The 13,614-nt window shown below is 59.1% G+C and carries 12 protein-coding genes; 3 read left to right on the forward strand and 9 right to left on the reverse strand.

What is annotated here, in order from left to right:
• Nucleotide 1: 1 nt before the first annotated feature.
• From ACA051_RS00255 to ACA051_RS00285, 7 genes are all read right to left on the reverse strand, one after another.
• Entirely contained in the window at nt 2-1,615 is a 1,614-nt protein-coding gene (locus ACA051_RS00255) for an EAL domain-containing protein (RefSeq protein WP_497306744.1), read from the reverse strand.
• A 75-nt stretch (nt 1,616-1,690) separates the two neighbouring features.
• On the reverse strand, nt 1,691-2,470 hold the full coding sequence (locus ACA051_RS00260) for an N-acetylmuramoyl-L-alanine amidase (RefSeq protein WP_497306745.1): 780 nt from the start codon (nt 2,468-2,470) through the stop codon (nt 1,691-1,693).
• Between the two features lie 103 nt (nt 2,471-2,573).
• Nucleotides 2,574-4,604: a diguanylate cyclase gene (locus ACA051_RS00265; RefSeq protein ID WP_497306746.1), complete on the reverse strand. Its 2,031-nt coding sequence runs from the start codon at nt 4,602-4,604 to the stop codon at nt 2,574-2,576.
• Nucleotides 4,605-5,480 (reverse strand): endonuclease/exonuclease/phosphatase family protein, encoded by an 876-nt coding sequence (locus tag ACA051_RS00270; protein ID WP_497373040.1) that lies wholly within the window; start codon nt 5,478-5,480, stop codon nt 4,605-4,607.
• Nucleotides 5,481-5,494: 14 nt separating this feature from the next.
• Complete coding sequence (locus ACA051_RS00275) at nt 5,495-6,136, reverse strand: thiol:disulfide interchange protein DsbA/DsbL (RefSeq protein ID WP_497306748.1); 642 nt, start codon at nt 6,134-6,136, stop codon at nt 5,495-5,497.
• 200 nt (nt 6,137-6,336) lie between these two features.
• Complete coding sequence (locus tag ACA051_RS00280; protein ID WP_461978199.1) at nt 6,337-6,948, reverse strand: c-type cytochrome; 612 nt, start codon at nt 6,946-6,948, stop codon at nt 6,337-6,339.
• Between the two features lie 46 nt (nt 6,949-6,994).
• A complete protein-coding gene (locus tag ACA051_RS00285) occupies nt 6,995-7,285 on the reverse strand; it encodes a c-type cytochrome (protein ID WP_497306750.1) in 291 nt (96 codons plus the stop codon).
• Between the two features lie 191 nt (nt 7,286-7,476).
• On the opposite strand from ACA051_RS00285, the gene yihA reads away from it, so the two are divergent.
• Nucleotides 7,477-8,121: a ribosome biogenesis GTP-binding protein YihA/YsxC gene (yihA, locus tag ACA051_RS00290; protein WP_497306752.1), complete on the forward strand. Its 645-nt coding sequence runs from the start codon at nt 7,477-7,479 to the stop codon at nt 8,119-8,121.
• Nucleotides 8,122-8,405: 284 nt separating this feature from the next.
• On the opposite strand, the gene polA is transcribed toward yihA, so the two are convergent.
• A complete protein-coding gene (polA, locus tag ACA051_RS00295; RefSeq protein ID WP_497306754.1) occupies nt 8,406-11,177 on the reverse strand; it encodes a DNA polymerase I in 2,772 nt (923 codons plus the stop codon).
• A gap of 74 nt (nt 11,178-11,251) precedes the next feature.
• On the opposite strand from polA, the gene ACA051_RS00300 reads away from it, so the two are divergent.
• Nucleotides 11,252-11,542 carry a DUF2782 domain-containing protein gene (locus tag ACA051_RS00300; RefSeq protein ID WP_076029142.1) on the forward strand — a complete coding sequence of 97 codons (291 nt, stop codon included), beginning with the start codon at nt 11,252-11,254 and terminating at the stop codon, nt 11,540-11,542.
• A 58-nt stretch (nt 11,543-11,600) separates the two neighbouring features.
• Nucleotides 11,601-12,551 (forward strand): homoserine kinase, encoded by a 951-nt coding sequence (locus tag ACA051_RS00305; RefSeq protein WP_497373042.1) that lies wholly within the window; start codon nt 11,601-11,603, stop codon nt 12,549-12,551.
• Nucleotides 12,552-12,669: 118 nt separating this feature from the next.
• Here the strand turns inward: ACA051_RS00305 and ACA051_RS00310 are convergent, their stop codons facing one another.
• A complete protein-coding gene (locus ACA051_RS00310; protein ID WP_497306757.1) occupies nt 12,670-13,590 on the reverse strand; it encodes a zinc ABC transporter substrate-binding protein in 921 nt (306 codons plus the stop codon).
• Nucleotides 13,591-13,614 lie beyond the last annotated feature (24 nt).

Consider the following 13,614-nt stretch of genomic DNA (forward strand, 5'->3'; position numbering starts at 1 on the left):
CTCAGGCTTCATCATCCAGGCGTCGATTGCTCAGTCGGCGACCACGGGTAATCAGTTCGATGAACTGCACGGCGCTCAGTGCATGGGCGAACAGCCAACCCTGACCATACTTGACCCCTTCGCTGCTCAGAAACACCGCTTGGGCTTCATGTTCTATGCCCTCCGCAATCACCCTGAGTTGCAGGGCGTGGGCCATGTGAATGATGTGCGGTGCCACGCCGCTGCTGGCGGCATCATGGCCCAGCGCATCAATAAACGCCTTGTCGATTTTCAGGCAGTCCACCGGCAGGGTTTGCAGGTAGGCGAGGCTGCAATAGCCCGTGCCGAAATCATCGATCAGCACCTGATGCCCGACATCGCGCAAGGCTTGCAGGTTTTCCCTGGCCACCACCACATCGATCAAGCCCCGCTCAGTCACCTCAAAGGCAATCTGCTTTGCCGCGACCCGGTGCAAGGTCAGCAGGCGTGCCATCACCTGGCCGATACGCGGCACCATGACGTCGCAAGCTGCAAGGTTGACGGAGATGTACAACTGCGGATTGGCGCGTAGCAGTTGCCCCAGTTGTTCGAGAAGTCGCTGCAATACGAAGTCTGTCATCTGGCGGATCTGGCCGGTGTTTTCCGCCATCGGGATAAACAGGTCAGGGCTGGTCAGCGTGCCATCCGGCCTTCGCCAGCGCAGCAAGGCTTCGGCTCCGACACAGTTGCGGCTGTCGAGATCGAAGATCGGCTGATACAACACCTGTAGTTCGCCACGTCGAATGGCGCCGTTCAGTTCCGCGTCCAGTGACTGACGCTGGCGCACCAGCAGAAACACCATGAAACCGACCAGGACACCCAGCGCCAGACTGGCCGGCAGCAGCCACCACCACACGGCCGGCACATGCATGTTCGTGCGTGGGTTGATCAGCACTAATTGGTACTCGGGATTGTTGGTGGGCATGCGGTAAATCAAGCGGGTTTGTGTCACCTGCAGCGCATCTCGGCTTTCCAGGGGCCAGAACTCCGTGGGTGGCCAGACCTGTGCAGCACCGAGGACAGGAATCGCACGAGTGCCATGGGAGAGCACCACCAGCAGGCTACTGCCCGGGGACAGATCGACCATGTCGGTCAAATGGCCGCGAGAGGTTGCGACCCGAAAGTTGCCGCGTCCCAGCATCAGCGCAGCACGGTTTTCATCGGGTTCGGTGGTGGTGTTCAGCCAGTAGCTGTAGGTGGGGCCCTTGATGTCCGGTGGTCGACTCAGCGACAGCCCTTCCTGGCGAGGGCGATTCGAGCAAATCCGAGAGGCATCCATGTAGGCAGCTTCATAAACGAATCGGTAATTGAAGCTGACCTGTTGCAAGGTTGCGATCATTTCATCATCGCAGCCACGCAGGGGTTGGGCTTCCAGATCGTCGAGGCTTTCGCGCAGCTGTCCGAACATCTGCTCCAGACGGGCGAGAAAGCGCTCGCCCTGGGCATTCATTTCCTGGCTTTCCCTTTGCTCGACTTGATGCATCGCCAGAAACAGGCTGGCGGCCATCAATAGCGTGGCGCTCAAGGCAGCAGCGAGCATCGCCAAAAACCAAGGGCGATAGAACCAACTACGGAGCGTCTCTCGAGCTACAGCCATTATGGATATCCGAAGAATTACCAATGAGTTATAGCTGCTGATTGAGAAAAAGCCCTTACCGTCGGGCGGGCGTCATTATTTTGTCTGATTCAAAACTTGCAGGAGCGCCGCCGTCTGAGCGTCAGGGGTGCCATCGAATCGGGTGGGACGGAAATGCATTTGAAAGGCCGCCAGTACATGGCGCGTGGCAACATCAAGCTCGCCCGTTTGTGGCGTGGCATAACCCAGTCGGGCTAGCTGTCCCTGATACCAGCTGATGCTCGGCAGTTCTGTTGCGAACTGGGCTTGCTGGCGTGCGACGGCCTGCTCGTTTGGCCAGACGCCTATGCCTTCGTCAGCCAGGCGCTTCCAGGGAAACAACGGGCCGGGATCGAGCTTGCGCAACGGCGCAATATCGCTATGGCCAATGATGGAACGAGGGTTGATGTTGTAACGCTTGCTGATGTCCTTGAGCAGAAAGATCAGCGACTGAACCTGATCTTCGCTGTAGGGATACCAAAGGCGGCCCGTCGGCGTGTCTTTGAAGCCAGGATTGACGATCTCGATGCCGATGGAGCTGGAGTTCAGCCAGGTCCGGCCTTGCCATTCGCTTTCGCCTGCGTGCCAGGACCGAAGATTTTCATCCATCAGCTTATAGATGGTGGCGCCTTTGTCGTCACCGATCAGGTAGTGACTGCTGACCTCGCCGTGGGTCAGCAACTGCAGCGAGCGCTCGAGGGAGGCGGAGGTGTAATGCACCACCACGAACTGAATACGACTGTCGTGATTGGCTGAAGGGTGGCTGGTATCGATCCGTGGACCGCTGGCACAACCGGTCAACAGGAGCAGCGACACAATGAGAGCAAGACATTTCATGGCAGGAGGCAATACACGCAAGACAGTAATGCAACAGTGTAACGTACTGACTTGCGCGCAGAAGGCAAAAGCGCTGTTTTAAATGAAATGGAACAATTGGCTGTCAGCCAGCCTCAACTCGATTGCGACCGGCATTTTTCGCACGGTACAGCGCCTGATCGGCTCTTTTCAGCACCCAATCGCTATGTTCGCCGGCTTTAAATGCCGTCACACCCATGGAAATGGTGATGGTCACTCGCTCACCCTTGAAGTGGAAAGGGCATGCTTCGATGGAGGCACGCAAGGATTCCAGCAATTTGGCGCCGCTTGCCAATGGTGTGGCGGGCATCAACAGGACAAATTCCTCGCCGCCGAACCGCGCAATGAAATCCGTCCCGCGCAGGCGTTTGCGCAGCACGCTGGCAATGATTTTCAGCACTTTGTCACCTGCCAGGTGACCGTAGTTATCGTTGATGCGTTTGAAGTGGTCGAGGTCGAGCATCGCCAGCAACAGGGTGTTGCCGTGTTGCTGCCATTGGCGGACTTCGTGTTCCAGCCGTTCACTCCAGGCCGCTCGATTGGGCAGGCTGGTGAGGGGATCGATCAGGGCTTTCTGCCGTTGTTCTTCAAGGTGTTCGCGGTATCCCAGCGCTTCCTGTTCCATGTGCGCCACGCGTTCGGCCAGGCTTTGCAACCGAGCCGCAACTTCCTGCTCGCGCTCGTCGCGCTGCTTCTGGTGTTGATCCATGGTGCCGAGCAGGCCTTCGAGGTGGTTCTCCAGGACGTGCTTGAGGTCGTCCAGGTCCGCCGCTTCCTGCATGCTGCTCTGGAGGCCATCGACTTGCTCGCGGATCTGCGTATCCATCTCGCGCGCAGCAGAGCGGTTGTCGGCATGGCCGTCGCTGGCTGCTTGCAAGTTGCTCTGGAACGATTCGAGACGTTCGTTGAGTTGCTGCAGGTAAGCTTCGAATTCGTGTTGACCGCTGTCGGTGATCGCCAGCATCAAAGTCGCCAGATCATCGAGGATCGGGATCAGTTCGTACCAGTTCAACCCGTTTTGCAGGCGATCACGCATCGCTTCGGCTTGCGGTCGGTGGCGTTCGGGCAACGTCAGGTCGTCGAGCAGGCCCAGGAGCGTGTCTTCGATGTGCTTGGCGACAGAACTGTAGGACGGCTCGGGTGAGTCGGGCAGGGCGTAGAGACTATCCACGGGCGCGAGATGCTCCGCCTCAATGGTCACCGGGGTCAGTTCATCCGGGTTGACTGCCTGTGGCACTTGCTCGGCTGGCGTAATGTCCGGAAGCGCTGGTTCTGCCAGTTGTTCGATATTCGGCTGTGTCGGTGGCTCTACAGGTTGCGCAGATGCAGTCTCTGGCTGAAGCACGGGCGGGACAAACGCCACCACTTCCGGAGCAGGTTCCGTTGCGTGTATTTCCAGTGATTCAGGGATTGCAGCGGCAGGTTGGACGTCGATTACCGTTGGCTGTACGACTGGCGGCTGCTCGATCGTGGGTGCGAGATCAGCTGGTACCGGCGGGGTCTCGGCAAGCGGTGCGGCAATCGGTTCGACAGTCTGCGCGATAGCCGTTTGCACCGCAGGAGCGGCGATCTGCGGCGCGGCCTCATCCGCTTCCCGATTACCAAACAGTCGCTGCAGAAAACCGGGGCGATCAGGTTCTGCCGGGGTATCCAGTTGGCGTAAGGCTTTGCCTTGCAGGCCACTCAATTCGCTGAGTAGCAGCGGAATCTCACGTGCCTGGCTGACTCGGCTGTCCAGTTGTTTGGCAAAGTTCTTCAGTGGACGGCTGACTTCGCGGGGCAGTGGCAGTGTTTGCAGCTGAGTCACCAGCGCAGTCAGTGCGGCGCTGGTCTGATTGACCCGGGTTTCCCGGCGTTGCTCGGAATCGAGTACGGCTTTTTCCAGACGAGGAAGCAGGGCGGCCAGGCCGGCGTCCATGTCATCGGTGCGCACGACTTCGCGCATTTCCTTCATGCACTGGTCAACGGCGCGATCGGTGCCTTCTGCGGCCAGGGTGCTGCGCACCAGCCCACGACGCAGCAGGTCGAGCCGGGCATCCCATCGGCGTTCGAGCTTTTCCTGTTGTTCGATGCTTTTAAGGTATTTCTCTTTCCAGCGCTGTGTTTCGTCGCTCATTCATGGGATCCGCGAAGGGGCAGGACTCAACGCGGGGAATGCATCGGCCGTGAGCGAACCCGGCAGACGAATCTCTACCGCGACGGGCAGGTGATCTGAAATCGGTTGTGCCAGTACCTCGAACTTTTCAAGGGTCAGGGTGGGGCTGAGCAGAATATGGTCCAGACAGCGCTGTGGGCGCCAGCTAGGGAACGTCGCTTCCAGTTGCGGCGCGAGCAGGCCGAGGTCACGCAACGGGGAGTTTTGCAGCAAGTCACTGGCGTGGGTATTCATGTCGCCCATCAGCACCTGGTGTTTATAGCCGCCGATCAACTCGCGGATGTAAGCCAGTTGCATGCTGCGGGCCCGAGCGCCCAGCGCCAGGTGCATCATGACGACCACCAGCGCCTCCGGACCTTCGCCGAAACGCACCAGAATCGCCCCGCGGCCCTTTGGCCCCGGCAGCGGATGATCTTCAATCGCCCACGGACGCAGGCGGCTGAGCACGCCATTGCTGTGCTGGCCGAGACGACCGAGATTGCGATTGAGTTGTTGATACCAGTAGGGAAAGGCGCCGAGTTGCGCCAGGTGTTCCACCTGATTGACGTAGCCTGATCGCAGGCTGCCGCCATCGGCTTCCTGTAAGGCAACCAGATCGAAGTCGCCCAACAGATTGCCGATCTTTTGCAGGTTGTCGGCGCGCCCGGTGTGCGGCAACAGATGCTGCCAGCCCCGGGTCAGGTAGTGCCGATAGCGCTCGGTACTGATACCGACCTGGATATTGAAACTGAGCAAGCGCAGACGGCTGTCTGCGGGCAAGCCCGTCGATTCCAAGTGATGCTCGTTGACCTGCGGATCATGCAGGCCAACGACGCGTTCAGTTCCCCAGCGGCGCATGGCGGGCCCCGCGCTTAGTTGGCAGCAGCCTTGTTAGCCGCTCGCTCTTGGTCGACCAGTTTGTCGGCCAGTTGCAGTGCTTGTTGGGCGCCGCCGGCAGAGCCCACGTCAAAGCGATACTTGCCGTTGACGATCAAGGTCGGTACGCCGGAGATTTCATACTTCTTCGCAAGCTCTTTGGCCTGTGCGACTTTGCCTTTGATGGCGAAGGAGTTGAAGGTGGCCAGGAACTTGTCTTTGTCGACGCCCTGGGTGGTAAGGAATTCTGCCATCTCTTCTGGAGTGGTCAGTTTTTTGTGTTCTTTCTGGATAGCTTCGAAAACCGCCGTGTGAACCTTGTGCTCAACGCCCATGGCTTCAAGGGTCAGGAACATTTGGCCGTGTGCGTCCCATGGGCCGCCGAACATGGCAGGAATGCGCACGAAGTTCACATCGGAAGGTAATTTTTCAACCCAGGGATTGATCACCGGCTCGAACGAGTAGCAGTGCGGGCAGCCATACCAGAACAGCTCCACGACTTCGATCTTGCCAGGCACGGCGACCGGGACCGGATTGGTCAGTTCGACATAAGGGGCGGCGGGTGCTTCGGCGGCTTGGGCAGTCACGCCGAACAGGCTGGCAGCGACGAGTGCGGCGCTGATGATCAGATTACGCATGCTTTACTCCTGGACAATTTTGGTCGCCTCGCGCGACCTGTTTTCAGACAGGTCCTGGCGGGCTTGAGTTCTGTAGTGTAACGGCAGCGGCCACAAAAAAGGGCGGCCTGAGCCACCCTTTTTATACTTGCTGCGACGGATTAATAGAGCGTTAACGTTGCAGGAGATGTACGTCCCGCACGACGCCCGATTCGCCGGTCTTAATGCAGGCCTTGAATGTAGCTGGACACTGCCGCGATATCTTCGTCGCTGAGTTTTTTGGCAATACTCTGCATCGGCTTGGTATCGCCATCGTTGGCACGACCGCCTTCTTCCTTGCGGAAGTCGGTCAATTGCTTGGCAACGTATTGAGCGTGCTGGCCACCCAGATGCGGGAAGCCGGCAGCTGCGTTGCCCTTGCCATCTGGAGAGTGGCAGCCGGTGCAGGCTGGCAGGCCCTTGGCCAGGTCGCCGCCGCGGAACAAGGCTTCACCGCGAGACACGACTTTCGGGTCGGCGGCGCCAACGCTGCCTTTCTGGCTGGCGAAGTAGGCGGAGATATCAGCCAGGTCCTGATCGCTCAGGTTGGTCAGCAGGCCGGTCATTTCCAGAACGGTGCGTTTGCCGGACTTGATGTCGTGCAGCTGCTTGTTCAGATAACGCTCGCCCTGGCCTGCCAGTTTCGGAAAGTTAGGCGCCATGCTGTTGCCATCCGGGCCATGACAGGCGCCACATACTGCGGCTTTCGCCTGACCAGCAGTCGCATCACCTGCAGCATGGGCTACGCCGGAGATCCCCACGGTCAACAGCAGACTCACGATCAATTTGTTCATCAGCTAATCCAACTACGGCTAAGGGTTAAAGAGTTATGGACCGGGATCACTCGCTCATCCACTGGATGATGGCATGGTAATCCTCGGCACTGCAGTCCATGCACAAACCACGCGGCGGCATCGCCTTGAAACCCTGGGTCACGTGTTGCACCAGCGTCTCCATACCTTTCGCCAACCTCGGCGTCCAAGCTTCCTGATCGCCCTTTTTGGGCGCCATGGGTAGTTGGCCGGAATGACAGGCACCACAAACACGGTTGTACACAGCTTCCGGATCCTGTGTAGCCTGAGCGCTGTAAAGCGGCATCAAGACACCGGCAGCTAGCAGCCATTTCGTCATAAAACGACCTTTTCAGGGTTGAGAGCGTTCTGCGTTCTAATGCGCAATCAAGGTCTATCGCTCTCGTGAACTTCATCCTACGCTGGGACAAAGCGCACACAAAATCTGCGGCATTATATACTGGCGTCACTGAAACGGAAACGACACTGCTCGCCGCGTCCATTCCCGGCGCCGCCCACATCGGAAATCCCATGCAACTCAAGAACCCCATCCTCGGCCTGTGCCAACAGTCCACCTTCATGCTCAGCGCTGCCAAAGTCGACCAATGTCCCGATGACGAAGGCTTTGAAGTGGCCTTCGCCGGGCGTTCCAACGCCGGCAAATCCAGTGCGCTGAACACCCTGACGCACGCCAGCCTGGCGCGGACCTCGAAAACTCCGGGTCGCACGCAGCTCTTGAACTTCTTCAAGCTAGACGATGATCGTCGTCTGGTCGACCTCCCGGGTTACGGTTACGCGAAAGTGCCTATCCCGTTGAAGCTGCACTGGCAGCGTCACCTGGAAGCTTATCTGGGTGGTCGCGAAAGTTTGAAAGGCCTGATTCTGATGATGGACATCCGTCATCCAATGACCGACTTCGACCTGTTGATGCTCGACTGGGCCGTCGCCAGCGGCATGCCGATGCACATTTTGCTGACCAAAGCCGACAAGCTGACCTACGGCGCGGCGAAAAACGTTCTGCTCAAGGTTCAGACAGACATCCGCAAAGGGTGGGGCGATGCGATCAGCATCCAGTTGTTCTCGGCGCCAAAACGCATGGGCCTGGAAGACGCCTACACTGTATTGGCAGGCTGGATGGAACTGGCGGACAAAGGCTCCGAGGTTGCCCCGCAATAAATCGCAGGCAAAAAAAACCCCGGACTTCTTATGGGGAGGGGGAAGTTCCGGGGTTCAAGTTCCGGACCGCTAGGGCGGGATCCAGATATCTGCCAACACTTAACACAACATAGGAGCTTCGAAGGGCTTCACCAGCCATTCAGTAACTCTGAGTGGCAGTTCACAGGTTTAGTTCCGGAGCTTCAGAAACCATTTGTAATAAGTGTGATTTCTTTCCGAAATAAGGGCCCTTCACCCTTCTGCCGCGGCACTATGCCGCAGCAGAAAACGCCTTTTCAGACGGCTCAGTGAGCCTCATCCCAGTTATTGCCTACGCCAACCTCGACCAGCAACGGAACATCCAGCTTCACGGCGTCGCTCATGTGCACGCGAATTTCATCGCGAACCTGGTCGACCAGATCTTCACGCACCTCAAGCACCAATTCATCGTGCACCTGCAGGATGACTTTGGCGTCGAGGCCCGATGAGGTCAGCCAGTTATCCACAGCCACCATGGCTTTCTTGATGATGTCCGCCGCCGTGCCCTGCATCGGGGCGTTGATCGCCGTGCGTTCGGCCCCTTTGCGCAGGGCCGGGTTCTTCGCGTTGATTTCCGGCAGGTACAGGCGTCGGCCGAAGATCGTTTCGACAAAACCTTGCTCGGCCGCCTGGGTGCGGGTGCGTTCCATGTACGCCAGAACACCCGGGTAGCGGGCGAAATAACGGTCGATGTACGCCTGGGATTGCTTGCGATCAACGCCGATCTGCTTGGCCAGGCCAAACGCGCTCATGCCGTAGATCAAACCGAAGTTGATCGCCTTGGCGCTGCGACGCTGATCGGTGGTGACCTCGGCCAGTTCCACGCCGAACACTTCGGCGGCGGTGGCTTTATGCACGTCCAGGTCATTGCGGAACGCGTGCAGCAAACCTTCGTCCTTGGCCAGGTGCGCCATGATCCGCAGTTCGATTTGCGAATAGTCCGCCGCCAGCAACTTGTAGCCTTTTGGCGCGACGAACGCCTGACGAATCCGCCGCCCTTCGGCCGTGCGGATCGGAATGTTCTGCAAGTTTGGATCGCTGGACGACAAACGCCCGGTCGCCGCGACAGCCTGATGATAGGACGTGTGAATCCGCCCGGTGCGCGGGTTGATCTGCTCCGGCAGGCGATCGGTGTATGTGCTTTTCAGTTTGCTCATCGACCGGTACTGCATCAGCACTTTGGGCAGCGGGTAGTCCTGCTCGGCCAGTTCCGCCAGTACCGCTTCGGCGGTGGACGCCTGGCCCTTGGCGGTTTTGCTGAGGATCGGCAAGCCGAGTTTTTCGTACAGGATCACGCCCAATTGCTTCGGCGAGCCGAGGTTGAATTCTTCACCGGCGATGGCGAATGCCTCACGCTCCAGCGCGACCATTTTGTCGCCCAGTTCAACGCTTTGAATGCCCAACAGATTGGCATCGACCAGCGCGCCCTGGCGTTCGATGCGGGCGAGCACCGGCACCAACGGCATTTCGATTTCGCTCAGGACTTTGCTCAGGCTCGGAATGGCATTGAGCTTTTCCTGCAAAGTTTGATGCAGGCGCAGCGTCACGTCGGCGTCTTCGGCGGCGTAAGGCCCGGCCAGTTCCAGCGAGATCTGGTCAAACGTCAGCTGCTTGGCGCCCTTGCCGGCGATGTCCTGGAAACTCGTAGTGGTGTGGTTCAGGTACTTGAGCGCCAGGCTGTCCATGTCATGGCGGGTCGCGGTGGAATCCAGCACGTAGGATTCGAGCATCGTGTCGAACGCGATGCCTTGCACGGTGATGCCGCAGTTTTGGTCGCCACCGATGGCGCAGTTGGCCAGGATGTTCATGTCGAACTTGGCGTGCTGGCCGACCTTGAGTTTGTTCGGGTCTTCCAGAATCGGTTTCAACGCGCGCAGCACGGTGTCGCGATCAAGCTGATCCGGCACACCCATGTAGGAATGGGTCAGCGGGATGTAGGCCGCTTCGTTGGCCTGTACAGCAAACGACAGGCCGACCAGTTGCGCCTGCTGCGCATCGATGCCGGTGGTTTCAGTATCAAAGGCGATCAGCTTGGCGTCGTTGAGTTTCTTCAGCCACAGGTCGAAATCGGCCTGGGTGAGGATCGTGGTGTACTTGAGCACGGTCTCGACAGCGGCTTCTTCAACCACCGGGGTGCTGACTTCCTGGCCGGAACGCTTGGCATCACGCTGGTTATCTTCAAACCAGCTCTTGAATTCGAGCAGGGTGTAGAGCTCAGCGAGTTTGTCGTGATCCGGCCGGCCCATTTGCAGGTCGTCGAGCCCGATGTCCAGCGGCACGTCGATCTTGATGGTTGCCAGTTGATAGGAGAGGAACGCCATCTCCTTGTGCTCTTCGAGCTTGGCCGGCAGGGTCTTGGCGCCGCGAATCGGCAGGGTCGGGACGATGTCGAGCTGTGCGTACAGCTCGGTCAGGCCGCCGTTCACGCCCACCAGCAGGCCGGAAGCGGTTTTCGGACCAATGCCCGGAACGCCCGGAATGTTGTCGGAAGAATCGCCCATCAGTGCCAGATAATCGATGATCTGCTCGGGAGCGACGCCGAATTTCTCCTTCACGCCCTCCACGTCCAGCGCGCTACCGGTCATGGTGTTGACCAAGGTAATGTGGCCGTCGACCAGTTGCGCCATGTCCTTGTCGCCGGTGGAGATCACCACCGGACGGTCGGCCGCGGCGCTGCTGCGGGCCAGGGTGCCGATCACGTCATCGGCCTCGACGCCTTCGACGCACAACAACGGGAAGCCCAGGGCGATCACGCTCTGGTGCAGTGGCTCGATCTGTACGCGCATGTCATCCGGCATGCTCGGACGGTTGGCCTTGTATTCGGCGTACATGTCATCGCGAAAAGTCCCACCCTTGGCGTCGAACACCACGGCGAACGGACTGTCCGGGTACTGCTTGCGCAGACTCTTGAGCATGTTCAGCACGCCTTTGACCGCACCGGTCGGCAGACCTTTGGAAGTGGTCAGCGGCGGCAGGGCGTGAAAGGCGCGGTACAGGTAAGAAGAACCGTCCACCAGGACGAGGGGGGCTTGGCTCATGAGCAGGATCAACCTTTTCGGCGGGTCCGGCGCTAGAATAGCGGGACCGTTGACGACAAAGGGACAAGGTTATCATGCGCACACTAAATCGCCTGTTGCTGGCTGGCTTGTTTGCAACCGTTCCCCTGGCCGTCATGGCGGCGGACGATGCGCCGACACCGGAGCCGGAAGTCACGATCCGCACGGAAGGGGACAAAACGATCCAGGAGTACCGCCAAAACGGTTTCCTGTACGCGATCAAGGTCACGCCGAAGGGCGCACCGCCGTATTTCCTGGTGCGTGCGGACGGTACAGATGCAAACTTCATCCGCTCGGATCAGCCGGATATGCTGATTCCGTCGTGGAAAATTTTTGAGTGGAAGTAGTTTCTTAATTTCAATCGGCGCTGGCTCAAGCAGCGGCGCCCGTACTGGCAGTTTAAACATGTCTGTGTTCACCCCGCTGGCTCGGCCCGAGCTGGAAACCTTTCTCGCCCCATACGGGCTCGGCCGCCTGCTTGATTTCCAGGGAATTGCCGCCGGTAGTGAAAACACCAATTTCTTCATCAGCCTGGAGCAGGGCGAATTTGTCCTGACCCTGGTCGAGCGCGGTCCGGTTCAGGAGATGCCGTTCTTCATCGAACTGCTTGATGTGCTGCACGAGGCTGATCTGCCAGTGCCTTACGCGTTGCGCACTACCGACGGCGTTGCCTTGCGCGAACTGGCCGGCAAGCCTGCGCTGTTGCAACCACGCCTGGCCGGCAAGCACATCAAGGACGCCAACGCGCAGCATTGTGCTCAAGTCGGCGAGTTGCTAGGCCATCTGCACCTGGCGACGCAGGCCAACATGATCAAGCGCAAAACCGATCGTGGCCTGGACTGGATGCTGGAGGAGGGCACGCAGTTGCTGTCCCACCTGAATGCCGAGCAGAGTGATTTGTTGCAACGGGCGCTGGACGAAATCACTCAGCAGAAGACGAAAATTCTGGCGTTGCCACGGGCCAACATCCACGCGGATCTGTTCCGCGATAACGCGATGTTCGAAGGCACGCACCTGACCGGGTTGATTGATTTCTACAACGCGTGCTCGGGGCCGATGCTCTACGACGTGGCCATTGCCTTGAATGACTGGTGTTCGGACGACAACGGACTGATCGATGGGCCTCGGGCGCGGGCGGTGTTGGGCGCTTATGCGGCGTTGCGGCCATTTACGGCAGCCGAGGCCGAGTTGTGGCCGACCATGCTGCGCGTGGCGTGTGTGCGGTTCTGGTTGTCACGGTTGATTGCCGCGGAGTCGTTTGCCGGGCAGGATGTGTTGATTCACGATCCGATGGAATTCCAGCAGCGGTTGGCGCAGCGGCAAAAGGTCAGCACACCGCTACCTTTCGCCCTTTGAAAGCTTCGCGAGCAAGCCTCGCTCCTACAGGGTTTGTGTCGTTCACATTATCTGCGAACGGCGCAAATTCCGTAGGAGCGAGGCTTGCCCGCGAATTGGGGCGTCGCAGATCCCGCCGTTACAACGACTCCAGACACCCCGCCAAATCATTCCCCAACTTCTCCAGCACCTGCTCATACCCCTGCGCAGTCGCCGGCGTGTACCCACCCAACGCATCCAGTTCCGCCAATTTCACCGGCAGGCCGGCCACCAGGGTTTCCGCCAGGCGTGGACGCAGGGGCGGCTCACTGAACACACAGGTCTTGCCGACTTCCTGCAACCGCGTGCGCATCGCCGCGACGTGCTGGGCGCCCGGCTGGACTTCGGCGGCGACGCTGAATACGCCAGTGTGCTTGAGGCCGTAGGCGTTTTCAAAGTAGTCGAAGGCCTCGTGGAATACGAAGTACGGTTTGCCTGCGATGCCGGCCAGACGCGCTTTCAAGCGAAGATCCATTGCATCCAGACGCTCATCGAACGCCTTGAGGTTGCTCTGATAACGCATGGCGTTGGCCGGATCGGCTGCACTCAAGTCAGCAGCCATTTTTGTGGCAATCACCCGAGCGTTTACCGGCGACAACCACAAATGCGCGTCCAGGCTGCCTGGGCGATGATCGTGGTCATGCTCGTCGGCTTCTTCCGCGTGGGAATGGCTGTCTTCGCCGAAGTGGCGCAGTTTTAGCCCCGGCAAATCCTGCACGGCGACGCTCGGCAGGGTTCGACCGTTCAGTACGCGAGGCAGGAAACCTTCCATGGCCGGACCGATCCAGTAAACCAGATCCACCGATTGCACCTTGCGCACGTCGGACGGACGCAACGCATAGTTATGCGGCGAAGCACCCGGTGGCAGCAGCACTTCCGGGATCGCCACGCCGTCCTGCACCGCAGCGGCAATCAGCTGTAGCGGCTTTATGCTGGTGAGGACTTTGACGTCGGCTTGAACTGAGCCAATGAACAGAAAACTGGCGACAAATGTGACAAAGATAGAAAAAAGTCGGGACACGATGACCACTCGAAGAGGCGAGAA

This window comes from Pseudomonas sp. LBUM1669 (assembly GCF_059695705.1).